Genomic DNA, 24805 nt, shown 5'->3' with positions numbered 1-24805 from the left:
AAAGTCCTGAAAAGTGTTCAGGACTAGGAATAGTTGTCACATATCTCATCCTTGAAACAGATAACAAGCATCAAGGCTTAAGCGACATTAACGATTCAATAGAAATGTCTTGCGAATAGTCGACATATTCAAAGTTAAAGCCATTGATCTTCATAAACTCATCTTTAAAACCTTGGTAATCACCAATCTCTTTAAAGTTATCAGCATTCATTTGTTCTAAAAGAGCGTGGACTTCTTGTTGAACTTGCGGTTCAAGTTCCAAGTCATCTATTCGAATCAAGCGTTCACCGTCAACTGGCACTTTCTCTTGATCGTATAACTTCGTAGTAAACAGTCGCTGCATTTGTTCAATACAGCGTTCGTGAGTACCTTTTTCCTTCATCACTCGATAAAGCGCTAACAGGTAAGGACTTAGAGCAGGTATGAATACACTGGCTTTCGTCACCAACGCCTTACACACGGTTGCGTAAGCACCGCCGTCAAAGTTGGCGAGTTTGAGGTTTAATGAATGACTGGTTTGGTGTAAATCGATTTTCGCTCGACCTAACGTACCATCGAGATAAATTGGGTGCGTAATGTCAGGGCCCATGTAAGAAAAGGCGATGGTTTTGCAGCCGTTTGCGATAGAGTCGTTATTAATGAGTGTGTCAATCCAGCTTTCCCAGTCTTCGCCGCCCATTACTTTAATGGTGGCATTGGCTTCCTCTTCTGTTGCAGGCGTTAAGGTGGTTTCTGTCCACTTATCGTTCTCCAGCATGATAGAAGCGCCAGTGACAGGTTCACCAATAGGTTTAATGACACTGCGCCAAAACTCATCAGATTCAGGTTTAGGTCGAACACCGGTTGCCAAGCTATAGATGACTAAGTCAACTTCACCCTCAAAGTACGTTTCAATGGCTTCAATCACTTGATTGCGCACCGAACCAGAGAATGCATCACCAACAATATTTATTGCGGTACGCCCGGCTTGATTTGCTTCTTGCTTAAAAAAGACGTTGTTATACCAACCCGCACTCCCAACCCCTTTCTCTGAAGGGCCACGCTCAAATGAGACGCCAATGGTATCGGCGTTAGCGCCACCGAACGTTAAGGCGATTCGTGCCGCTAGGCCGAAACCAGAGGAGGCTCCAATAATCAAAACCCGTTTTGGGCCTTTTTTGATCTGTGGGGCGCGTTTTACGTATTCAATTTGCTCTTTAATAGATGCATGACACCCTTTGGGGTGCGCAGAGCGAGCAACAACACCTTGAATTAACGGTTCTATTCGCATGTTGTTATCTATCCTCGATGAGTGGAATTGAAAATAGATTAACGTAAAGTTACGTAAAACTTATTGAGCTAGACCATTAAAATTAGAGATGTTTAATTAATTCTTGAGCAACGAAATCAGCGATCCAAGGTTGTGCATCTGGTTTTGGGTGAAGGCCATCATCCATCATCCACTCTGGTTTGGTGACAACATGCTCTAAGAAGAATGGCATCAAGGCAACTTGTTGATGCTGTGCAAGCTTAGGGTAGATATCGTAAAACATATCGCTATAGCGCTTACCATAATTAGGTGGAACCCGAATTTGCATCATGACAACGTCCGCACCAGAATCTTTTATCATGGTAATCATTTTTGAAAGATTCGACGTAATAAGTTTAGGAGGGAAACCTCTCAGTCCATCGTTGGCACCTAACTCAATAAGTACCATGTCAGGGCTATGCTGAGTTAGCAACTGAGGTAACCGTGCTAAGCCATTGCCGGTTGTATCGCCAGAAATGCTGGCATTAATAACTGTTACATCTTGACCATGTTCTGACAACGCATCAGGGAGTAAGCTAGGCCAACTCTCTTCGATCGGCATCTGATAGCCTGCACTCAAGCTATCACCCAAGACAAGTAGCTTTTCGCTCGCATGTGCAGTAGCGGAAAAACAAAAAAATAGAACTAAGGAAAGTATACGAATCATGCAAACACCTGTACTTAATGCACCTATTGTTCAAGCCAATTTGGTTTCTAAACAAGTCTCTACTAATCAAGAACAATTAACAATCCTCAAAGACGTAAATGTTGACATCCGAAAAGGAGAAAAAATCGCCATCGTCGGAACTTCCGGTGCAGGTAAGTCAACATTGATGACGTTGCTAGCTGGTCTTGATACGCCGACATCAGGCGAAATTACTTTATTAGGTCATGAATTATCAAAACTGGACGATGAAGCACGCGCGAAAATTCGGGCTGACTCTTTAGGTTTTGTTTTCCAAAGTTTCCTGTTAATCCCGAGTTTGAGTGCATTACGTAATGTCACACTTCCTTGTCTTTTACGTGGTGAAGCCGAAGATGAAGCAAGAGCAGCGGAATTATTAGCTGCTGTTGGATTGGAAAAACGTGTCGACCATTTACCAAGCCAGTTATCTGGTGGTGAACAACAGCGAGTTGCGCTAGCGCGTGCATTTATGACACAGCCTGAGCTGTTGTTCGCAGACGAGCCTACCGGCAATCTTGACCATCAAACCGCAGACAAAGTGATTGAGCTGCTATTCGATCTTAATGAACAGCACGGGACAACTCTGATTTTAGTAACACACGATGGTCATCTAGCAAGCCGATGTGACCGTATCTATCGTATGGAGGCGGGTGAGCTTAAGGAGGAGATATAATGTCTGCAGTATCATCAAGTGAAGCAACATCCACAGAGCAAAACAGTACAACACAGCACTCGTCGAATAAAAGTTTGATACGCTGGAGTTTCGGCGAAATAAGGCAGGGGAATCTTTGGCCTATTAGCGTTGCTCTTATTCTCGTGATTGCGAGTATCTTTGCGCTTTCTGCATTAGCAGAACGAATGGAGCAGGTGATCGTCAAGCAGGGGAAGGACGCATTAACGGCAGATGCGGTGTTTGTGTCTGCTAATCCCATTCCGGACACGTTGTTAGCCTCGACTGAAAGCCTTGACCGTTCGACGATGACACGCTTTGCCACTATGGCATTTAGCGATAATGGTATGCAGCTTATTTCTGTAAGGGCGGTGGATGATAATTACCCTTTAATGGGAGAGCTCGTTCTTGAAAATAATCCAGCCGGTCGCGTTAAAGAGAACCAACTCTGGCTTGATGAGCGGATTATGACTCAACTAAGCGTAAAGTCAGGTGACAGCGTCACGATAGGCGATGCCGAGTTTACTGTATCAGGCGCAGTATTGATGGAACCAGGCTTGAGCTTTAATCCATTTCAACAAATGCCTTCTGCATACATTCATCAAAGTGACGTAGATAAAACAGGAGCAATTCAAGTTGGGAGCCGAGTTCAATACCGTCTGTTTTTACAAGCCGATGATAAAACACTAAATAGCTTACAAGATGATACGCAGCTTTCTCCGAGCGATCGCTGGCGCACGCAAGATACTGCCAGTCGTAGTAATGAGGTTTTTGAACGCACGACGCAGTATCTGTCGTTGACCGTAGCGATTGTCATCATTATGGCAGCGACAACATTGGTTCTTACTTGTCAAAATTACGTGAACAGCCGGACACAAACTATCGCGATGTTGAAAAGTCTTGGTGCGAGTCGCCGATGGATTGAAAAGTGGTTATTTATTCAAGTCACAATCCTTCTCATTAGTGCCAGTGTCGTCGGTCTATTGTTAGGGAGCGGGCTGGAATATTTATTACGCATTCCACTCAAAGACTTATTACCCGATCCACTCCCTGGTTACGGTGTCACACCATTTTTGGTGGCATTTATCTCAGCAGTCTTGATTACGGTGCCTGCTCTCGGTATACCATTGTTAGGCTTGATTAAAACTCCCGCGTTAGAAGTGCTACAGCAGGGTAAAGCGCAACGTTCTTGGAAGCGAATGTTACTTGTTCTAGTTCCCGTTGTTCCATTGCTTTTACTGTATGCAGATAACACCTTAGTTTGGATCGTGCTCACTGGTATAGCGGTACTGTTTGTGGTACTCGCAGCAGTTAGCGTCATACTCACAAAGCTGTTTGCACGTGTGTCAACCCATCCTGCAATGAAGCTTGCGTTGAGTCGTATCAACCGGACGCCAGTAACCAGCGGTCTACAGTTTGGTGCTTTGGCATTATCTTTGATGTTGCTGTCTATCATTTGGCTTGTGCGCAGCGATATTCTCGCTGATTGGGAGAGAACCTTACCTGCAGACGCGCCAAATGTGTTCGCTTTGAACATTGGTGATTATGAGCTCGATAACTACCTAGAAACCCTAGATAAAAACGGAGTTACGCGGTCACAAGCTTATCCAATAATTCGTGGACGACTAACAGAGATCAACGGTCAAAACGTCAAAGAGGTTGAGTACGAAGGAGAAGGTTCTGACGCGATACGTCGAGAGCTAAACCTGACATGGGGAGATAGCCTACCAGAATATAATGATGTGCTTTCGGGTGAATGGACAAACAAAGGGAGTGTATCTGTAGAAGCGGATGTAGCAAATGACTTAGGCATCAAACTCGGTGATACGCTGCGCTTTGTAATAAACAGTCAGAATTACGATGCAGTAGTAGATACCATCCGTTATGTCGAATGGCGTGACATGAAGCCTAACTTTTATTTTATTTTCTCATCTGACGTGATGGCTAATTTACCTGGTTCTTACCTCATCAGTTATAGGATTGAAGAAGGAAATGAAGCGTTGTTGACGTCAATGTCACGTGCTCACCCAACGGTCTCTGTTTTAGATATCCGAACTATGGGCGAGAAAATTCAGGCTTTGATTCAGCAAATCGTATCAGCAATCACCATCCTTGCTCTTTTAGGCGTTGTTGCTGGTCTGCTGCTCATCTTTACTCTACTGAGGTTAAGCTTGTCCCAACGTCAACAAGAGATTCGTTTGTATCGCACATTAGGTTCAAGTAAGAAACGGATCAACACAACCCTGTGGGCCGAGTACGGAATTATGGCGTTGATTGCTAGTGGTGTTGCGGTATTCGCTGCGGAAATTTGTGTGGCCGCAGTCATGACATATGGGTTCGATCTCAATGCACAAATTCACCCCGAATTGTGGATAGCTTTACCGCTTGCAACATTTGTTACGTTGGCACTTGTAGTGATGAGTTTGTTGAAAAGATTGTTAACGCCAGTAAACACTTAATCGCAGCGAGTGTTATCAAGTTTGGAACACTCCATGACACTTTTATTTTAGTTATCCACAAAAACAGTGGATAACTTTTGGGATAACTAAATGGTGTAAAAAGTGGGGTGTTTCTGCAGGCTTTGCGCCATGGGTCTTACAGTGAAATTCTTATTCACATAGACACAAAAAAGTGTCTTCTTAACCATGTCGTCAAGTACTTTTTCGCAAATTTTTTCTACTTTAATGCACTTTACAGGCGCTGTTGGATATTTCGCAAACCCATGAACTTTTTGTGATTTTAATCAAGTCTAAACACGAGTAGAATCCACCGTTAGTAAAGAATTGTCCTTATAAAATTTTTAGTGAAGCAATGAAGTCTGAGTTTCCAAGTTATAAAGATAAGCATATCGCTGTTGTTGGTGGCGGTGTAGCAGGTGCAACAGCAGCAATTCATTTTGCGGAGCTGGGTTTTAAAGTTTCCGTAATAGAGAAGGGCGTATCACTAGTAAATGGTCCACCCATTTGTCATTTACATGCTGGTGGTAATTTATATCGAGAGATTTCCGAGCAACAATGCTTAGACTTGTTAGCACAATCTATTGATACTGTTCGCCTGTATCCGCTTTCACTGAATATTCGTCCGACAATCATCGCGGTTCCTCATTCCGATGGTGGAGACCCATCCACACTAATTCCGCGATTAGAGGTTGTGAAAAGTGCTTATCAGACGCTCGTTGATATAGATGAGAGTAATAAAGTGCTCGGCGAACCAAGCGAATACTACAAACTTTATTCAAAAGCGGAGCTAGAAGCTCTCGCGCAACGTACTCAACCAAGTCATCCTACAGACTTCGATGAGTGGTGCATTCCTTTTGCTCAACATGCTGATCTTGAAGCGCTAAAGTATCCTGTTGTCGCAGTTCAAGAATATGGTTGGAGTGTTTTTCGCCTCGCCGCAATTGCCAACTTAACACTAGATACGCTTCCTAATGCTTCGGTCTTCACACAAGCAACGTTTAAGCAAGCCGATTGGATGGGGGAACACTGGCAACTTGGCTATGAACGTGAAGGTATCGATTACCTGATGACATGCGACTACTTGGTTAACGCGTGTGGCTTTGAAACAGGCTCAATTGACAACACAGTTGGTGCCAAGCGAGACAGGTTGGTGGAGTTTAAAGCCGCTTACGTTACGAGGTGGGCAGACTGTCAACAACAATGGCCAGAAGTTATTTTTCATGGCCCGCGTGGAACCGATAAAGGAATGGCTCAATTGACGCCTTATGGCGATGGTTACTTTCAACTTCATGGTATGACAAAAGGAATCACGCTGTTTGAAGATGGTTTAGTGGAGAGCACGAACTCATCTGCTCAACCTGAACTGCCTATGCCTTTACTCTCGAAGATCCGTAACGGCTGGAGAGAAGAAGTGTTAGAAGAGCGAACGAACAACGCCATCAAACACATGGCACAGTTCATACCCGACTATCACTCTGCTGTAAAAGGAGGAAAAGCATTATTTGGCGCTCAGCAAATTCCCGGCACAGATCCAGTACTCAGAGCGGCAGATGTGACTTTTGAAGATAACCACTACGCGAGAATAGAGGTGGTAAAAGCGTCATCGACACTACTCGCAGCACAAAAAATGCTTCAATTCTGGTTTGACATCGATCCTAACCAAAATGTGGAAACACAGCATCCGGTCGCTGTAAAGTGGTCTGAAAAAGAGGTCGAGCAGTACGCGATTAAACTCACTCAAGAGCGAGGCTATCCTCAAGCTTTAGCAGTGCGTTATGGTATGCCTGCATAATCGGCTGTGTTTGGGCTCAGTGGTTGTATTAATACCCAAAAAACTGAGCCCATTGGCACCATACTTCTTGCAAGCCTAGTCTGTCTCCTTTAACAAAATTGACTTTTTGTCCGGGTTTCGCCTGTGCCAGTCTAGGTAAATCAATACGGGCTACGCAGCCAAATTTAGGATACCCGCCAATAGTCTGGTGATCGTTGAGCAGCACAATAGGGTTACCATCGCTAGGTACTTGAATTGAACCTAATGCAATTCCCTCTGATAGGACGCCTTCGTAAGGTGGACGAATGTTATTGCCCTCAAGACGGTAGCCCATGCGATTCGAATTTGGGGAGATGATGAATGCTTTGTTATAAAATGCTTGGCGAGCGTCTTCATCAAAGTCCTCGTTCTGATAGCCTTCAATCACTCTCAGCTTAATGGGTAAGTTGTAATCTGGCTTAAAGCGAAACGTCATTTGCCTTGGTTTACGTTTCGGTAAGTTATGAGGGACAAAGGGAAGAATATCACCAGCTTTCAAAGCGCCACCATTTGAATCATAACCACCTAGAGATTCTCGCAAGACGGTCGATGCGCTTCCTAAGTGCTGAGCAACATTGAATCCACCTTTAACCGCTAGGTAGGAGCGAAGTCCATTCCTTGCGACTCCGAACTGAAGCTTCTGTCCTTTTTTCAACGTAAAGTCAGACCAATTTGAAATAGGTTCACCATCTATTTTTGCATTTAAATCACCGCCACATATAGCAAGGTGGCAGTTATGCAATGCAATAAAACAAGCGTTACCCAGAGTAATTTCAATCGCAACGCAATTGACTACGTTACCAAGCAAATGGTTGGCCCAACTGTAAGCATAGTCGTCGACCGGGCCACCTTGAGTCACACCGATATGCGCTAAGCCAAAACGACCAAAGTCTTGAACTAAAGAGAGCGGTCCTGGCTTTTCCACCAGTAATCCACCGTAACTCATAGTACGCCTCCTAAATCGATAAACTCTTGTTTTGAAATAGCATTAAAGGTGACCTTGTCACCCACTTCAAACGGTATAAAAGGAGGAGAGTCGGAGAAGAGCGCAAGCGGGCTTTTACCAATAATGTTCCATCCGCCAGGACTATCTGATGGATAGACGGCCGTTTTAGAGTCTGCGATTCCTACACTTCCGGCCGGCACGTGAGTTCTTGGTGTGGCAAGCCTTGCCATGTGCAATTGAGTATCAACGTCCGAGAGAAATGCAAAGCCTGGAGCAAAGCCAATTGCAGAAACCGCGTACTCGGTTTTCGTATGCAGGGTAATAAGATCGTCTAATGACAGACCTCGCTTTTTAAAACGAGATAGATCTAACGCGGTTTCTTCAGAGTAATATACAGGGATAGTAATGTGATTCGGCTGGGAAAGCTTAAGTGATTGAGTATCAAACTGGCTCACGATTTGTTGCAGCTCATTGGCTAAGTTCTTTTCGTTGATTCGAAAAGGTAAGTAATCAATGAGAATAGTTTGATAGGAGGGGACAACGTTCATAACAATTGAAGCGAAAGTTTCTCTTATGCTGCGAGCAAGCTCTCCGACTGCATTTTCAGAAATACTCTCATCAAACTTAATGAAAATACTGCACTCGGAGATCAAAGAGATATTAAATTTCTCTTTATGCATTAATTTCCTCCAGCGTATAGGCTCTGGCGGATCTTTTGGATCAGCGCGATCGACTCTTCATTGTCACCATGAACACAAATTGTGTCGGCTTCCAATAATATGTAACCGCCTGAAGCGGTTTTGACACGCCCAGAGTCAGCTAAGGTCCGGACTTGCTCAAGTATCGCGTGCTCGCTTTTTAACACGGCATTGGGCTGTGTTCTAGGAGTCAGTAAGCCGTCATCTTGGTATAAACGGTCTGCAAATGCTTCAAATAGCAAGGGAACATCATAATCGTCTGCGATTTCTAAGTATTTTTCGTTTTCCTGTGAAGCTAGGATCATTAACGGTACTTTGAACAGTGCTGCCGCCTTTACTACCGCTCTAAATATCGCATCACTTTTCATCATGTCGTTGTATAGAGCGCCATGAGGCTTTATGTAACTGATGTCTGTGTATTGCGCCCGGCATAATGCTTGTAAAGCACCAACCTGATATATAACCATGTTCGTAATTTCATCACCCGTCATGCTTATGCTTCGTCTGCCAAAGCCTTGTAGGTCGGCGTAACCTGGGTGTGCGCCAATATCAACATCGTTGTCATTCGCTAGAGTGATGGTGTCGTGCATGACATTAGGGTCGGAGGCATGAAAACCACACGCGATGTTCGCCATATCAACATGGGGCATCACGTCTTCATCTGCGCCCATACTCCAAGAGCCAAAGCTCTCGCCCATATCACAGTTCAATGTAAGTTGCTGTTTATTCAATGTCATACGTTTTATTTCTACACAAGCAATGGGTTTACGATGCAGGAAAATGCATCTAGGTTCAGTGACTCACTTCATTCTTCTATCATGAAAACGAAGCTTTTTGAGCAGATAGCTGACGAAAAAGATCACGTTAGTCCATAAAGATGTTGCCGTTATTTGAGTTGATCCGAATTTTGAGGTATTTCGTTTCTTTTCCATCCAATTTTTGAGAATTTAAGGTTATTTTGCATTAGCATCGTGTTAATCTTGTCGCCCTTCATGGGTGATAGATTGCATAATGGTTCTTCTGTCATTTTTGTGGTTGTCTGCGACAGGAATATATATGTCATTACGAGCGAAGCTTATTTGGCCTCTTCTGGTCTTTTTAACGGCTATCTTTGTTATCTCAAAAGGTTACACCTCGTATACTGTATACCAATCGTCTAAGCATGAACTGGTCGAGCAGACAAGAAAGTTGATTAACAACGTTTCTTTCTCAATTAAAGATGCGCTGACGACAAAGGACAAGCAAAAAGCTCAAACTATTCTCGCCAACTTTTTAAACCAGCCAAATGTAACGCGGGTCAAACTTTATGACCAAGATGATCAACCATTCGCTGTTATGGAGATAAGTGGGGCACTAGCACCCGTTCCCAGTCAAACCGAAAGAAGTAGGTTGCACGCTCTAGGCTATGCCTTATCAACCAAATTTCTTTATGTTCTAGAGCCGATTATCCATGATGGCTATGTCATTGGTAGTATTAGAGTCACGCTTTCTCATCGTCCAATTGTAGAAGCCATACAATCTTTACTTCAAGATGGCGCTTTACTTCTTCTGTTTCTGATCGCTGGTGGCACTGTTTTTTACATAAGTATCGAGAGGCTTGTTCTCAAGCCCGTTATGGAGCTTAGCCGCGTAATAGAGAATGTGACACACGGACGAAGCACGGAAAATCAAGCACGCTATTACGCCAACGATGAAATTGGAGAGCTCGCGAGATCTTTCAATCAAATGATGAACAGGTTAACAGTACGTGAGAAGCAGCGGCAACATTCACTAGACACACTAGAACAAAAGCGCGCATTTTCAGAAGAGGTTATCGAATCTGTTCAGCATGCATTAGTTATTACAGACAATTCCGGACGTGTTATTCATTGTAATACGGCGACCCAGCAAATATTTCAAAAAAAATTAGATGAACTTAAATATGCCAATATTCGTGATCTAATTAAAACCAAAACACCGAATGAGCTGAGTCAGATCCTGAGTCGAGGCCTAGAGTGCGATGATATTCACCTCAAAAATGCAGATAACGAACAGCAGTTGAGCCTAACCAGTCGTCGCCTCTCGACACATGAATACTTACTGTTTTCGATTCAAGATATCACCGAAATTGAAGAAGCCATAAACCGGCAACGTGTTGCGGGACGTGTTTTTGAAAGCAGCCAAGATGGTCTCATTGTTCTTAATCATCGCGGTGTCATTACGATGGCAAACCCTGCCGTCACTAAGTTAGTCGGCTTAGAGGTGGATCAGCTTATTGGGAAGTCATTCATCCAAACGCTAAAGTGGCGCAAGTTACAGGAAATGATGCCTAGTATCATCGAGTCGATAGAAAATTATGGCGTTTGGCAAGGTGAAGTTATCGAGAAGAACCATATTGGTCAGTTTGTACCGATGTTTGCTCGAGTCAATCGTATCGTTAAGTGTGAAGACTATGGTTTCTATGATCTGGTTATTGTTCTTACCGACCTTTCAGGCGCAAAAGAGATGGAACGATTGGAGCATTTAGCTCATCACGATGCTTTAACGGGGTTAGCCAATCGATCTAAGTTCCATTTAGAGTTGGAACAACTAGTACAACGCTCTGGATACTTGCGTGACGAATTTGCAGTTTTGTACCTCGATCTGGATGGATTTAAAGAAGTTAACGATACCTACGGTCATGATGCAGGTGATGAAGTTTTGAAAAAAGTTTCCGAGCGTCTAACATCTGCGACGAGACATAGTGATTTAATCGCAAGACTTTCTGGTGATGAATTTGTCATGTTGGTAAATCCCGCCAATCAAAAAGTGGTCACCCGAATAGCAGAACAGTTGCTCGAGAGCATATGTGCTCCAATTGAGTACAAAGGTCACTTACTCAAAGTTGGCGTTAGTATCGGCGTAAAATTAGTCGGCGTAAATGAGCGCGATGCTACTCGAGTTTTAAAAAGTGCGGATACGGCAATGTATCAAGCAAAGAAAGCCGGGAAAGGCCAAGCAATATTAATGGGATGCGAATTACAAGAGACAGTTTAAATCGTAACGTCAAAGCTTTAAACTAACTCAATTCGCGTCAGAAGGAATAATAAAATGAAAGTACTCGTTACGGGTGGTATGGGCTATATCGGTAGTCATACGTGTATTCAAATGATCGAAGCTGGCATGACGCCAGTGATTCTAGACAACCTGTACAACAGTAAATCTACGGTATTAGATCGAATTGAAAAGGTATGTGGTGTAAAGCCAACCTTCATTAAAGCCGATATCAGAGATAAATTGGCGATGGTAGAAGCACTAAAGTCGCACAATATTGAAGCTGTTATCCATTTTGCAGGTTTAAAGGCCGTCGGTGAGTCTGTAGCAAAACCTTTAGAGTATTACGACAACAACGTTAATGGCACTTTAGTATTGGTTGATGCAATGCGTGAAGCCGGAGTTAAATCGTTGGTATTTAGTTCATCAGCGACTGTATACGGTGATCCTGCTTCTGTACCCATCACAGAGGACTTTCCAACTAGCGCAACTAACCCATATGGGCGCAGCAAATTAATGGTAGAAGAGTGTTTAACCGACTTCCAAAATGCGAACCCTGACTGGAGCATTACACTTCTTCGTTACTTTAACCCGGTAGGTTCACATCCAACAGGCGAGCTAGGTGAAGATCCTCAAGGTATTCCCAACAACTTAATGCCGTTTGTTTCTCAAGTTGCGGTAGGGCGCAGAGAGTTCCTTTCTGTGTTTGGTAGTGATTATCCGACCAAAGATGGCACAGGCGTACGTGATTATATTCATGTAATGGACTTATCCGATGGTCACGTTGCTGCATTAGAAAAAGTAGGTAGCAAAGCTGGCCTTCATATCTATAACCTCGGTACTGGTAACGGCTACAGTGTACTGGACATGGTGAAAGCATTTGAAGCCGCAAGTGGTAAAGATGTCCCATACCAACTTGTTGAGCGTCGTCCAGGTGATATTGCAGAGTGTTGGGCGGATCCATCAAAAGCGATGAATGAGTTAGGTTGGAAAGCAACTCGCACTCTAGAAGAAATGACTGGCGATACATGGCGCTGGCAGTCTACTAACCCTCAAGGTTATCCAGACGCCTAATCTTTAATTTACATAATAGTAACAAAAAGGCGCGTGATTGCGTCTTTTTTGATCCAAATCGGAAAAAATCGTAAATTACTGGTTAAAAGGTAGCAAGTATATATAGAGCTGTTAAACTATGCCCGACTCTTAATTTGGGTTATAAATTTTCTCATAGCTATTGGGGTAGTTCATGGAACTCGGTCTGATCATCACTTTCATCATTGCAGCAGCAGTAATGGTGAAAAAAGAGATGGCAAAACAGTAAACTTTCATTTTTCATACTTTTCTTTACATTTTTGAAATGAAAGCCATAAAAAAAGCCAGCATTACGCTGGCTTTTGTGTTTTTAAGGTTTAGAACTCGTATTTAACACTAATGTTGTAATTACGCTCAGCTTGCGTTTTGTCTCGACTTAACTCAGTCTTACCGCGAACATCGTTCCAAAGATGGTATTCTTCATTCGTTAGATTCATAACACCAGCACGAATGGTTATATCTTTCATTGGTTTGTAGTACGCCGTTAAGTCAACGACTGTCGCAGACGGCAAAGCAACTTGGTCTTTGATTCCGCCTTTATCACCATCAGAGTTGATATCACTGTTCGATTTCTTAGCCGTGTAGTTTACTTTTAGGCTTGTCCCCCAAAGTGCATTTGGTGAATCGTAATTTACAGCAGCCACGGCATTCCATGGGTTTACACTGTTCAAAGGATTACCATCACCATCTTCACCTTCTGTGTATGCTGCAACAAAGCGAGTTGTTACGCCTGATGGAAGACCGGCAATAGCATGCCAATCAAGACGGTTAGAGAGCTCAACCCCTTTAATGTTTGCTTCACTAATATTGATATTTGTGAATTCAGTTAAACCACCATTGTTTGATGACGTTTGCTCAATAAAGTCACTGTAATCACTGTAGTAGAACGCTACTTCAGTTGCAGACGCTGCAGTGTTATGACGGTAACCAAGTTCATAAGACAAACTCTTTTCAGATCCCAAATTTGGGTTAGGGCGGTTGGTATAGCCATGAGCCGGATTATCGTAGGTGTAGTAAAGCTCGTCGAACGATGGCGCTCGGAACCCTTGGCTCACTTGCGCGAAGATCGTGCCAGGTTGCGATACAGAGTAAGTTGCTCCTAAACGACCAGTTAATGCAGAGTCGCTAAACTTCTCGAATGACTCTTCAGAAGTATTTGAAGGATTAGTAGAGAAGTAATCGTAACGCACACCTGGAGTCAGAATTAGCTTGTCATTAAGAAGCGAAATTTCATCTTGCAAGAATAAACCAAAGCTTTCTTCTTTTGCATCCGGTGTGTAAACGTAAACAGTATCTGGCGTGCCAGGATCGGAATTAAACTCGCGATTGGTATTACTGATGTCACTATGTTTGTACGATATTCCGTAAACAATATAGTGGTTTTGAATCTCTTTATCTAACTGAGTTTCGAATTCAAATTTGTCTTCAGTATATTCGTAATCTTTTTTCTGTTGGTTGTCACCACTAGGCGGTACATAAGGTGGGTAACCAGGGCTGGCTTCGATAAAGCGATTAGACACGCCGTTTTCTTCTTTACCAATCCATGTAAGCTTGGACGTGATCGTATCCGAGATAGCTGCATCTGCAAACCAAATGTGCTTGAGCCCAATGCGATTTTGCTTGGTTGTGTCTTCAGCGTTGAAGTTTTTGTAACTTTTATGTGCGATCTCTGAGTCAGTCTCGTTGTAAATAACTTCTCCCAAGAACTCCAAGCGATGAGCGTCATTCAATTGAGATTGAAGTTTTACCAATAGATCGTTTTTGTAATAATCTTGGTTGTCCACAGAATAGTTATCGTAAGGCGCCTTAGAGAAATTTTGTAGCTCTGCACCATCACGGCGTGTAAAGGCTATAAGTGCTTCTGTATTACCGAAACGCTTTGCTAAAGCTACATGCTCACTAAAAGAGTTATCTTCCGATGAATAAGAGAGTTTAGCTTGACCACCAAAGTCTTTACCATCTTTGAGGAAATCCTTCGGATCTTTTGTTTCGAATGCGACAACACCGCCAATTGCATCACTACCATGTAGGCTAGAAGCTGCTCCTTTAACAATTTCGACACTCTTTAGCATATCGGGGTCGACAGTAACGGCACTAGAATTGATAAACGAATATGGTCCACCGCTGAATACACCTGGTTGAGATGCACCGTCTACTAAGATTTTAACTCGTTTACCTTCCATCCCGCGAATGTTAATACTTTGGACGCCTTGGCGTTGAGTGCCATTAACAGTAACACCTGGCGTATACTCGAATAGATCATTCAAGTCCTTTACCATGTTTTCTTCGATGTCTTTCTCTGATACAACAGCAACAGAAGCAGCAACAGTGTTTATGGTTTGGTTGGTACGGGTGGCCGACACAACGACTTCTTCAAACTTAGAAGCTTCTTCCGCATAAGCAGTATGGGAAAGGGCAACTAAAATGGAGGCTGACAAAATTGATTTTTTATACATTGGCTTCAATACCTTAGATCCATAATAGGTAACAACACGCGGATATTAATGGATCTAAATGGTAATTACTATCATTACCATTGTCATTTATTGATTTGTATTGAATCTTCTTCTTAGGCTATGAGCATTCCTAGTCTTTAGTTATCAATATGTTATATTATTTGTCGTTAGTTCTTGATAAGTTCATCCAAATACAACGAATGTGATGAATATCACATTAAGAGAGGCCGTGTGCAGAGTCCAATTACGTTAGAAGCACTCCATATTCTAGATGCTATTGATCGAAGAGGGAGTTTTGCTGCTGCTGCGAATGAGTTAGACAGAGCCCCGTCATCGCTGAGCTATCAAATCCAGAAACTCGAGCAAGACTTAGACATTATTATCTTCGATCGCTCTGGTCACAAAGCCCATTTTACTGAAGCAGGTAAGCTTATTCTTGAAAGAGGAAGAGCCATTTTACAAGCCAGTGAAAAGTTAGTGAACGATGCAACGTTATTGGCGAATGGCTGGGAACTGGATATTACCATTGCCTTCGATGGCATTATTCCTATATCCAACTTTTTCCCGATGGTTGATGCGCTGGCCGAGGTCAGCTCAACTCGAGTCAGGCTGCAAGAGGAGATTCTGGCTGGTAGCTGGGAGTCGTTGAATACGGGGAGAGCTGATTTACTGATTTGCCCATCACTGGATACGCTTCCTCAAGAAGTTAAGTCAGAAAAAATTGGTAAAATGAGTATGTATTGGGTAGCTTCCGCTGATCACTATGTTCACAAGCGTAGTGGTAAGTTTGATGAAGCAGCGCGAGAAAAGTATCGGATTATTGCTATTGCAGATACCGCACGTGAGCAACCCGCGCTCTCAATTAATATCATTCAAAAACAGCCTCGCTTGACCGTCACCAACTTTACGGCAAAAGTAGAAGCGCTCACTGCAGGTTTAGGCATTGGTACATTACCAAGCCAAATTGCGCAACCTCTTATTGATAGTGGTGTATTGAAAGGAATCGAAGGCACTGAAGAACAGCCGATGGATATTATTTTGGCATGGCGCCGGAACACTATGGGTGAAGCAAAATCCTGGTGTATTCAGTACCTAAAAAAGAATTGGAAACTAAAGTAACAACGTAACTTTTACTTCTTAAATTCCCATTGATTATCGAATGTAAGAAGTAAAAGTCATCGCTAATGCTGAGCTTTTCAATTTAAAGGGAGCACCATATCTGCCGTACCGTCTGCAAACTGGACATCGATCTCAAACCCCAAGTTCTGAGCCAACATCAACATTCCTCTATTTGTTGGCATGGTCATTCCAGACATTTGCTTTGTGCCTTTAACTTTGCAATAGCTGATTATTTTCTGCATCAGCACTTTGCCTAAACCTTTTCCTTTCAAATCTGAACGAACCAAAATAGCAAACTCAGCGTCACTATTGTCTGGTGTAATCAATGCGCGGGCTACCCCTATGATAGACGGTCCGTCAGTATTAAACGCTACCGCAACAAACGCCATTTCGCGGTCGTAGTCGATTTGAGTAAAGTTTGCCAAAGCCTCATGGTTGAACTCTCCAACTTCAGAAAAGAAACGTTTATAGAGATCTTCTTTCGATACGCTATTAATGAATTGAGCATGCAGCGGTTCATCCTCAGGCAAGATAGGGCGAAGCAGGATAGGTTGGCCATCTCGAAGCGTTACAGTTTCGACAAACTCTGCCGGGAAAGGGCGAATCGCTAGCCGTTTTTGGGCGTCTCCTTCGTATTTACACAGTGTGACATCTGCATCAAGGATAGTTAAATCGCTTCCGGATACCAGCACTGGATGGATATCCAGCCTTTGTATTTCTGGTAACTCAACTGCCATTTGGGAGATACGAACCAAGAACTTCGACAACTCAGTAATATCGAGCGCATCTTTGTGTTTCTGCAGGCGAATCTTTCCAGACTTTAGGGCAACAACGACAAGGTAGCGCGCAAGCGTCATGTTCAAAGGAGGAAGTGCAGCGACGGCATCTTGGGCGATATTCCACTCAGAGCCGCCTTGACCAAGCAAGATCACTGGTCCAAAGACTTTATCTACTGCAATACTAATCCGTAGCTCTTCAGCGCTGCCGAGCTTTGCCATCCCTTGTACCAACAGCCCATGTACATTGGCGGAAGGGTAGCTGAGCTTTACGGTATCTAAAATGGATAGCGCTGCGTTGGAAACTTCTCGACTGTTTCTTAAATTTAGAGCGACACCGTGAACATCCGATTTATGAGGAATGTCTGGAGAACGCAATTTAACCGCAACAGGATATCCAATATTTTCTGCCATATGAACGGCTTCAATGTCGTCAGATGCAATCCACGTAGGCAAAACGTTAAACCCGAACAGCTTAAATAATGGGCTGGTTTGATGCGTATCCAAGGTGACTGTGTTTTTATCCAGTAGTCGTTCGTTTACCCATTCTTTTGCTGAACTCACACTTCCAGAATGTAATGGCTCTGCCGTCGTTGGCGTTTCCATTAGTTGTTTCTGGTTTCGTCTGTATTCGACCAAGTGCATGTATGCTACAACCGCACTTTCAGGTGTTCTATAGGTTGGAATGCCTGCTTGAGTAAAGGCCAGTCGCGCTTCTCTCGACGTTTGTTCTCCTGACCAGTTGGTCAAGATATTAAAATGCTTATGCCGAGGGTGAGATTTGATGGCATTAATAACGACTTGAGCAGTTTCAAGAGGATCAGAAACAGCAGAAGGACTATGCATAATCAATATCGCATCTGCACAGTCGTTATTCATCAGTGCGTTAATGGTATCAATATAGCGTTTTTGGGTTGCGTCACCAGACAGATCAATTGGATTTCGAGCACGCCAGTTGGATGGAAGTACTGCTTGTAATTGCTCAATGGAAGCGTCATCAAGCGTTGCGAGTTGGCCACCACGTTCAATCAAAGTATCAACGGACATAACAGCAGGGCCGCCGCCATTGGTGATGATCGCTAAACGCTCTCCACGAAGTGGCACAGAATGCGTGAGTGTTTCTACCGCGGCAAAAAGCTCATGCGTATTGCTGACTCGTAACATACCAGTTCTGCGAATAGCAGAATCGTAAATTACGTCAAGTGTATCTCCGTCTTGCTGCTCAAAAGTATTCATCTCTTTAGAGCGGCCCGCTTTTAGCACCAATATACGTCGGTTACGTGAAGCGGCGCGCGCAGCAGACATAAATCGGCGAGCGTCTTGGATATTATCAACATAAAGCAGAATAGCTTCAGTGTTTCCATCCATACTCAAATAGTCGAGCAAATCTGCAAAATCGATATCTTGTCCGCGCCCAATCGAAATGAACGAAGAAAAACCAATGTTCTTATCATTTGCCCAGTCTAAAACCGTGGTACAAACCGCCGCGGATTGTGAGATGAAAGCAATTTTTCCGGGTTTAGCTGCAACAGGGGAAAACGTGCAGTTAAAATTGTGCCAAGGAAGGATGATACCTAAGCTGTTTGGGCCTAAGACTCGAATGTTCAATGATGAGATATCTAAAGGGTTAGGGTCATCAGAGATAACAATCGCAAACGGTGTGCCTCTCTCATCTAGCTCTTTAAGCAATTGCTCGTTACGTGAAACGTTCGTACACAAAATTGCAATATCTGGCGTATAGGGCAGGGAAGCTACATCAGAGTAAGCGATCACGCCAGATACGGCTTTATATCGCGGCGTTACTGGCATAATCGCGCCACCAAATCCACTTTGTAGAAGGTTGCGCATCACAACATGTCCTGCTCGCAATGCTTTTTGAGATGCCCCAATAACGGCCACAGAGTTGGGTTTAAAGAGTTTATGTAGTTTATTCATGCTGACTCCTGGCCGTTTGTAAGTCACGTTGGCTTCTCGGTTTCATATCAATCATAAACGAATAATTTACTGATAAAACATCTTCAGACCAGACATTGCAGAAAATGTGTACGATGCTTATGGAGTTTGTGTTATTCATCACATCAAAATCACAGATTATTGTATTTGATGCTTGATAAACGGCCCTGCTATCGGCATGATTTATCGTAATATTTATCCAGAGCATTTGTTACTTCATGAAAAAAATCGCAATCATCGGCTTGTCAGTTCTGCTTTCTGCTTGTGCATCTGAAACTTACATCACGGATGTGACCTCAGAAAGTTACCGAGAGGACTACAAATCAGATCGTATCTCTAAACCAATTATGGCGTCTGAAAACGCTGTAGTAGAAAAAGACGTACAACCAACTGTTGTGAAAATGACGGCAAAGCCTGAAGAAAAGAAAGTAGTCAAGCTAACGCCAAAAGAGCAGGCGAAGCCAGTTAAGATCGTACCACCAAGTAAAAAGCAAGCTGGCATTCAACGATTCGGCTATACCATTCAAGTCGCAGCTGTGGGTAGCCAAGCTAAAGTCGATCAGTTTGCAAATAAGCTGCCACAGAACGGTCAGCCAATTTGGGAAAACTACAAAGTTGTAAACGGTACTAAGTGGTTCTCAGTTTTATACGGAGACTACGCAACAAGCGCAGAAGCCAAGCAAGCGATTTCGACTTTGCCAGCTCAATTTCAGCAGTTAAGACCATTTGTTAAAAGCATTGATGCAATCAAAAACTCAGCTTACCCAACGCTTAACAAATTAAATTAACACATCAAATAAGGGAGCGAATAGCTCCCTTATTTATTTGCTCAAATCCTATTCGAACAACATTCCTCACATTAAAATTACTGTACGTCACACTTCAAAGGTTTATCATAATAAATAGTATCTTTTGTAGGTCACGGAAAGATGGATTCATGATTAAAAATATTCTTTTACTATGCGGCGGTGGCTCTTCTGAGCACGAGATTTCATTATTGTCTGCAAACTTTGTCGAACAACAACTAAATCTTATTGAAGACGTTCACGTTACACGCGTAGAAATAAAAAACGAAGGTTGGATGACCAACCAAGGTGAGTTGGTTTACTTGGATCTCAATACCAAGCAGTTGTGCTCAAGTGAATCTAATCAAACCATTGATTTCATCGTGCCTTGTATACATGGTTTTCCTGGCGAAACAGGCGACATTCAATCTCTGTTTGAAATCGCAGGTATTCCTTATCTTGGCTGCGGGCCAGAAGCGAGTAGCAATAGTTTCAATAAAATCACATCTAAGCTTTGGTACGACGCTATTGGCATACCCAATACGCCATACTTATTCTTAACGCGAAACGATGAAGAAGCTCACGTTCAAGCTCATAAAGCCTTTGAAAAGTGGGGAAAAGTTTTTGTTAAAGCCGCTCGCCAAGGTTCTTCCGTTGGCTGTTACAGTGTCACAGAAAAAGACAAGCTTTCTAATGCAGTAAATGATGCTTTTGGGTTTTCTGACCAAGTGTTGGTTGAGAAAGCAGTAAAACCTCGAGAACTTGAAGTTGCTGCATATGAGATGAATGGCCAACTACATATCACTAAGCCAGGCGAGGTCATCGCGCCTGATGGTGCTTTTTACTCGTACGATGAAAAGTACAGCAGTTCAAGTCACTCGCTCACAGAAGTTGAGGCGAAGAATCTAACTCAAATACAATTAGATTCCATCCAACACGCGTCAGAGACGGTATTTAAACAAATGAATCTTCGTCATTTATCTCGTATCGACTTTTTCCTAACGGAAGATGATGAGATTTACTTAAACGAAGTAAACACATTTCCAGGAATGACTCCGATCTCAATGTTCCCTAAAATGCTTCAAAACAACGGGCACAAATTTCATGAGTTCTTGGAAGATTGTATAAACAGTGCAAAGTGATTAACGTTATCGAGACGCGTTTTATGATACAAGTTGTTTTCTAGAGCAAGGATTATTCAAGCCGTATTTGAATATTGCTCAGTAGCAATTATGATTATATCAACGCATTAAACAGATGACTCAGTGGTATGGCGATTTCAAATTATAGAGGTTTTAACCTGCAGTCAGTCGGATCAGATGGCAGTGTTTGGAAGGTTAAAATCAAGAACCACGTTTTACAGGGCAGTTTGACGGCGGTAAAGAAAAGCATTGATTGGTGGTGTGACACCGCATCGATTATTGATCCCAAAGAGTTTGCTTCACTCGGACAAAGAGTGCAGCAAACTGGTGTTGCAAAATCAGAGGTCTTTAACGGCTATACTATTCAAAACGATACAGGCCAACCTAACTCTTGGTACTGTATGTTTAATGGTAAACTGATTAAGGGCAGTAAAGCCGCTATTCAACGCCATATCGAAGCTTATTTGGTTGCAAAGCAAAAAGCGATGCAAGCTCAACAACAAAAGAAACAATAGAATGACTCTGGTGTATTCAACAGAAACCGGTCGAATTAAACCGGAAGAAGAAAAAGTATCTCGCCCTAAAGGCGATGGTGTTGTTCGGATTCAGCGCCAAACGAAAGGCCGTAAAGGTAAAGGCGTATGCATTGTTACAGGTTTAGACTTGGATGATGCACCTTTAAAGTTATTAGCGGCAGAACTCAAAAAAGTCTGTGGCTGTGGTGGCTCTGTAAAAGATGGCAATATCGAGATTCAAGGTGATGCTAGAGACAAGATCAAGGCACATCTTGAAAAGAAAGGCATGACAGTCAAATTAGCCGGTGGCTAATTTAATATTTCCAGTAAACAAAAATGGCGTCTAAAGAAATAGACGCCATTTTTTATAAGTTGCTAATTGAAGAGCAAGCAATCGTAGATTGATAGATCGATATTAGCTATTTTATGGTAAATAACCATTATGTTTAATACTTACAGTAAGGCCCTTAAATTTAAAATCTGCAGGGGAATAGGAGTATACTCAGACAACATTTAGCGTATGGCAATAGACAATTTAACATAATATACATAATACGAACTTGAGAGTTAGAAGATTAGCATTGGTGAAGTCAGCTTAGTTACGCCGTATTTGGCTTTTGCTTCCTTGCAAGCTTCATCAGCTGTCTTGTATGGGCCATGAACTTCGATTCCACCACAGCGACCACTTGAACTGTATCTTTGGTTACGTCCGACACCATGCACGTTGGTTTTGCATCTTGCTCATTCAATATGAGTCAACATAGACACGCATTTGCTTAACCCAAACGTATAAGTACTAGATTACCTTTATAGGAACAAGGAATCTAACAGATGTAAACTCTCTACTTTTCAATCTATACCTAGATCTTTCTTCATATGCTCACTCAACTCGTTAGTGGTTCTTACATTAATCTTATGTTTGCAATGATGGATTCTCAACTCTTCACCAAATAATTTTACTAGTGATTTGGTATACAAAGCACTAATATTATTTATTATTCTATACAATGTATCTTTCTGATAAACAGATCTTTTCGAATTTTGTATTGCAGTCTTCATATTTTAATATCCTTACACGTTTAACTTTATAATTTAAAAAATCAATTTCAACTTTTATTATTACTTTTTTAGATATGTAATGAGTCATTATCAATGATGCACAATCAACAATTAAATCACCCGAATCCAACTTAGTAATTTCACGAGACAAATTCTTTATTTTTAAATCTTTATTTTCTATATTTAATCCGATTGAGTTAATTTCTTCAGGATATCGGTTTAACTTAATATCCAATATGGTTTTATTAAGATAGTAGTCTGCCATTATTTCATGGCGGTTTTTAAATATCATTGTCCCCCTCCGATGATGCAAGTTATACTTTCCCACCAGTTAAAAGACAACGTGACTCAGAGTTGCAAAAAGGTAACAATCATGGAATTGATGAACAATGAGCTGATCTGCTTTGCAGCCATTTGTAAACACCTCTCTCTTACAGAGGCATCAAAAGAACTTGGAAAGTCTAAAGCTCAAGTCAGCAGGCAGCTAGCAGCATTAGAAAAACAACTTGGCGTAACACTCGTCCACAGAACAACAAGGAAACTCGTTTTAACTGATCATGGCGAAAGCATTAGAGAGCTTGCTATCAAGACGTTAGAGAGTTTGCACGAGTTAAATTACAGAGCTAGCTCGTTGAGTGAATGCATTGATGGAAAGTTTAAAATCACAATGCCCAACTCTATAGCCTCTTCTATTTTTGGTTCTGTTCTTAAAGACTTAAAAGAACGATATCCAAAAGTTGATTTTGAAATATCGTCAAGTAACAATGTAGAAAATTTATTAGAAAGCAACGTAGATTTAGCGATTAGGCTTAATAATGTTATTGATGACACCCTTATTGCACATAAAATTGGTGATTATAGTGATGTTTTGATATCTAGGGTAAGTAATGCCAACCACAAAACACTATTAATCTACAAACATCATTCGAATAAGGAATCAATTAAAAATCAATATACTGATGTTATCGAAGTTGATAACACCTCTATTTTAATAAACTTTGTTTCTGAGGGAGTTGGGGTTGGTGTCATTCCAAACTATCTTATTAAAAGTAACTATATAGACAAAAACATCCGAATATCGCAAACTTTTGATATAGAACGTTCCATGTATATTGCCTACCCTTATCAAAACCCTTTGCCAAGAAAGCTAGCTGAGATATCTACTTTTATTAGGTCTGAGTTATCACAAGTATTGAAGAGTGAGTCATTTTAGGGCGGTTGTTCAGATTTAGAATTTTGCGTTGTCTACTCAACTAGGCCTAACGCTAATATTTGTAACATATTGTTTCGGCAGTATTTATTAACACCCCCATCTTTATGCTTGCTATCACAATGTGAGATGCTCTGCCGTCTTGTTATCAAGGTTTTGCGTGGAATAAATCACGTGGGGTAAACGATAGATAGACTTACATTAAAATTTTCATCAAAAGCAACTTTATATAAAATTGATTTCATACCAATCTATGTGTATCTTCTACCCATATCCCCACAATAACCAAGGAGAATGCCATGGATAAGCTACTCGCGTCTGCATTAGAAATTAAGCAGCGAACTATGGTGACTGGCTTTTTTGCTAGAAATGGATTCAAAATAGCTATGACCGATTTTGATGATGTCACTTTTGAGCGAGAAGGCGTGCAAGTTAACGTACATTTTGATCTGCAGTCAAACGCGGAGTCTGCATCTGTTTTATCTCATGAGGCATCAATCATTCCTGGCTAAAAACTTTTATTATCACCGATACACCAAGCCGAACATAAAAGTTCGGCTTTTTAGTGACAAAAAATGATGAGTGCGAACAAGAGTTGTCGATCACTCTTCTAAATAGACGATTAATAAATCAGCTTCAACTTCGTTCACAACCTTTGGTATCGATGAAAAAAAGCGACTCAATAAGTTGTGATGATGACCACAGACAACTAAATCTATCCCCTCTTTTTTGACGATTCCCGATAGTTTTATATGAAGATCGCCGATTACTACCATGGTCTCGTGTACTGGGTATAAGCATTTATCAGCGAGCTCTTGCAGCCTTCTTTCCAATTCTTGCTCTTCCTTCGCTTCCATGACTATGCGATCAACATCTACGTAAACAAATGAGAGTTTGCTGCTTGAGTTATCTGCTTGCATTATTGCTTTTTCGATAACGGCTTGGCTAGATTGAGATAAGTCGACAGCAACCAAAACGTGCTTGTAACCCATCATTCCTCCCTTGGTTAGTTTTTGTTCTCATATTAAGTCTAGTCCACATAGAGCGAACACAACATCAAAACTACTGCTACATGATAGTTAAAGGAGTTTAGTGTAAAACAGGCAAATAGTTTTCATTGCAACCTTGTT

At 42.0% G+C, this 24805-nt stretch carries 21 protein-coding genes; 12 read left to right on the top strand and 9 right to left on the bottom strand.

Annotation, left to right across the window (positions count from 1 at the left end; genetic code table 11):
- Window positions 1–70: 70 nt before the first annotated feature.
- Both fabV and tesA read right to left on the bottom strand, forming a co-directional pair.
- Window positions 71–1270 carry an enoyl-ACP reductase FabV gene (gene fabV, locus R7Q47_RS05860; RefSeq protein ID WP_213867709.1) on the bottom strand — a complete coding sequence of 400 codons (1200 nt, stop codon included), beginning with the start codon at window positions 1268–1270 and terminating at the stop codon, window positions 71–73.
- Between the two features lie 82 nt (window positions 1271–1352).
- A complete protein-coding gene (gene tesA / locus R7Q47_RS05855; RefSeq protein ID WP_005376324.1) occupies window positions 1353–1955 on the bottom strand; it encodes a multifunctional acyl-CoA thioesterase I/protease I/lysophospholipase L1 in 603 nt (200 codons plus the stop codon).
- Here tesA and R7Q47_RS05850 point away from each other — a divergent pair.
- The 3 genes from R7Q47_RS05850 to R7Q47_RS05840 all read left to right on the top strand — a co-directional run bounded on the left by R7Q47_RS05850 (window position 1954) and on the right by R7Q47_RS05840 (window position 6894).
- Window positions 1954–2646, top strand: a complete 693-nt coding sequence (locus R7Q47_RS05850) for an ABC transporter ATP-binding protein (RefSeq protein ID WP_005376323.1) — start codon at window positions 1954–1956, stop codon at window positions 2644–2646. The two genes, tesA and R7Q47_RS05850, sit on opposite strands and share 2 nt — an antisense overlap.
- Window positions 2646–5102, top strand: a complete 2457-nt coding sequence (locus tag R7Q47_RS05845) for an ABC transporter permease (protein ID WP_213867710.1) — start codon at window positions 2646–2648, stop codon at window positions 5100–5102. The genes R7Q47_RS05850 and R7Q47_RS05845 overlap by 1 nt, the downstream gene beginning before the upstream one ends.
- Window positions 5103–5454: 352 nt before the next feature.
- Window positions 5455–6894: an FAD-dependent oxidoreductase gene (locus R7Q47_RS05840; RefSeq protein WP_213962460.1), complete on the top strand. Its 1440-nt coding sequence runs from the start codon at window positions 5455–5457 to the stop codon at window positions 6892–6894.
- 28 nt (window positions 6895–6922) lie between these two features.
- On the opposite strand, the gene R7Q47_RS05835 is transcribed toward R7Q47_RS05840, so the two are convergent.
- From R7Q47_RS05835 to R7Q47_RS05825, 3 genes are read right to left on the bottom strand one after another with little or no spacing between them, the layout of a single operon-like run.
- Complete coding sequence (locus R7Q47_RS05835) at window positions 6923–7858, bottom strand: biotin-dependent carboxyltransferase family protein (RefSeq protein WP_318088683.1); 936 nt, start codon at window positions 7856–7858, stop codon at window positions 6923–6925.
- Entirely contained in the window at window positions 7855–8538 is a 684-nt protein-coding gene (locus R7Q47_RS05830; RefSeq protein ID WP_213898332.1) for a 5-oxoprolinase subunit B family protein, read from the bottom strand. Before R7Q47_RS05830 ends, R7Q47_RS05835 begins: the two co-directional genes overlap by 4 nt.
- The gene (locus R7Q47_RS05825) at window positions 8538–9293 is read right to left on the bottom strand and encodes a 5-oxoprolinase subunit PxpA (protein ID WP_005386314.1); all 756 of its coding nucleotides are present in this window, start codon (window positions 9291–9293) and stop codon (window positions 8538–8540) included. The genes R7Q47_RS05830 and R7Q47_RS05825 overlap by 1 nt, the downstream gene beginning before the upstream one ends.
- Before the next feature lie 319 nt (window positions 9294–9612).
- Between R7Q47_RS05825 and R7Q47_RS05820 the strand changes: the two genes are divergently transcribed.
- Window positions 9613–11571, top strand: a complete 1959-nt coding sequence (locus R7Q47_RS05820; protein ID WP_213962459.1) for a diguanylate cyclase domain-containing protein — start codon at window positions 9613–9615, stop codon at window positions 11569–11571.
- A gap of 54 nt (window positions 11572–11625) precedes the next feature.
- On the top strand, window positions 11626–12642 hold the full coding sequence (galE, locus tag R7Q47_RS05815) for a UDP-glucose 4-epimerase GalE (RefSeq protein WP_005376309.1): 1017 nt from the start codon (window positions 11626–11628) through the stop codon (window positions 12640–12642).
- 335 nt (window positions 12643–12977) lie between these two features.
- Here galE and R7Q47_RS05810 read toward each other — a convergent pair whose 3' ends face one another.
- The gene (locus R7Q47_RS05810) at window positions 12978–15116 is read right to left on the bottom strand and encodes a TonB-dependent hemoglobin/transferrin/lactoferrin family receptor (protein WP_053303617.1); all 2139 of its coding nucleotides are present in this window, start codon (window positions 15114–15116) and stop codon (window positions 12978–12980) included.
- A gap of 231 nt (window positions 15117–15347) precedes the next feature.
- Here R7Q47_RS05810 and R7Q47_RS05805 point away from each other — a divergent pair, with 231 nt between their 5' ends.
- Window positions 15348–16235 carry a LysR family transcriptional regulator gene (locus R7Q47_RS05805; RefSeq protein ID WP_318088682.1) on the top strand — a complete coding sequence of 296 codons (888 nt, stop codon included), beginning with the start codon at window positions 15348–15350 and terminating at the stop codon, window positions 16233–16235.
- A 77-nt stretch (window positions 16236–16312) separates the two neighbouring features.
- On the opposite strand, the gene R7Q47_RS05800 is transcribed toward R7Q47_RS05805, so the two are convergent.
- The gene (locus R7Q47_RS05800) at window positions 16313–18946 is read right to left on the bottom strand and encodes a bifunctional acetate--CoA ligase family protein/GNAT family N-acetyltransferase (RefSeq protein ID WP_248486342.1); all 2634 of its coding nucleotides are present in this window, start codon (window positions 18944–18946) and stop codon (window positions 16313–16315) included.
- A 236-nt stretch (window positions 18947–19182) separates the two neighbouring features.
- Between R7Q47_RS05800 and R7Q47_RS05795 the strand changes: the two genes are divergently transcribed.
- From R7Q47_RS05795 to yciH, 4 genes are all read left to right on the top strand, one after another.
- Window positions 19183–19752 (top strand): SPOR domain-containing protein, encoded by a 570-nt coding sequence (locus R7Q47_RS05795; RefSeq protein WP_005390018.1) that lies wholly within the window; start codon window positions 19183–19185, stop codon window positions 19750–19752.
- 149 nt (window positions 19753–19901) lie between these two features.
- Window positions 19902–20891: a D-alanine--D-alanine ligase gene (locus tag R7Q47_RS05790; protein ID WP_033907069.1), complete on the top strand. Its 990-nt coding sequence runs from the start codon at window positions 19902–19904 to the stop codon at window positions 20889–20891.
- A 128-nt stretch (window positions 20892–21019) separates the two neighbouring features.
- A complete protein-coding gene (locus tag R7Q47_RS05785) occupies window positions 21020–21406 on the top strand; it encodes a DUF3319 domain-containing protein (RefSeq protein ID WP_005376294.1) in 387 nt (128 codons plus the stop codon).
- A 1-nt stretch (window position 21407) separates the two neighbouring features.
- Entirely contained in the window at window positions 21408–21719 is a 312-nt protein-coding gene (gene yciH, locus R7Q47_RS05780; RefSeq protein WP_005376292.1) for a stress response translation initiation inhibitor YciH, read from the top strand.
- 687 nt (window positions 21720–22406) lie between these two features.
- On the opposite strand, the gene R7Q47_RS05775 is transcribed toward yciH, so the two are convergent.
- Window positions 22407–22757 carry a hypothetical protein gene (locus tag R7Q47_RS05775; protein ID WP_213962453.1) on the bottom strand — a complete coding sequence of 117 codons (351 nt, stop codon included), beginning with the start codon at window positions 22755–22757 and terminating at the stop codon, window positions 22407–22409.
- Between the two features lie 81 nt (window positions 22758–22838).
- Here R7Q47_RS05775 and R7Q47_RS05770 point away from each other — a divergent pair, with 81 nt between their 5' ends.
- Window positions 22839–23678, top strand: coding sequence for a LysR family transcriptional regulator (locus tag R7Q47_RS05770; protein ID WP_213962452.1), 840 nt, complete (start codon window positions 22839–22841; stop codon window positions 23676–23678).
- Between the two features lie 296 nt (window positions 23679–23974).
- Entirely contained in the window at window positions 23975–24187 is a 213-nt protein-coding gene (locus R7Q47_RS05765; RefSeq protein ID WP_005376260.1) for a hypothetical protein, read from the top strand.
- Window positions 24188–24277: 90 nt separating this feature from the next.
- Here R7Q47_RS05765 and R7Q47_RS05760 read toward each other — a convergent pair whose 3' ends face one another.
- Window positions 24278–24667 (bottom strand): universal stress protein, encoded by a 390-nt coding sequence (locus R7Q47_RS05760; protein WP_318088737.1) that lies wholly within the window; start codon window positions 24665–24667, stop codon window positions 24278–24280.
- Between the last annotated feature and the right edge of the window lie 138 nt (window positions 24668–24805).

This window comes from Vibrio sp. Vb0349, assembly GCF_033338975.1.
This window is presented reverse-complemented; position numbering and strand designations above follow the sequence as displayed.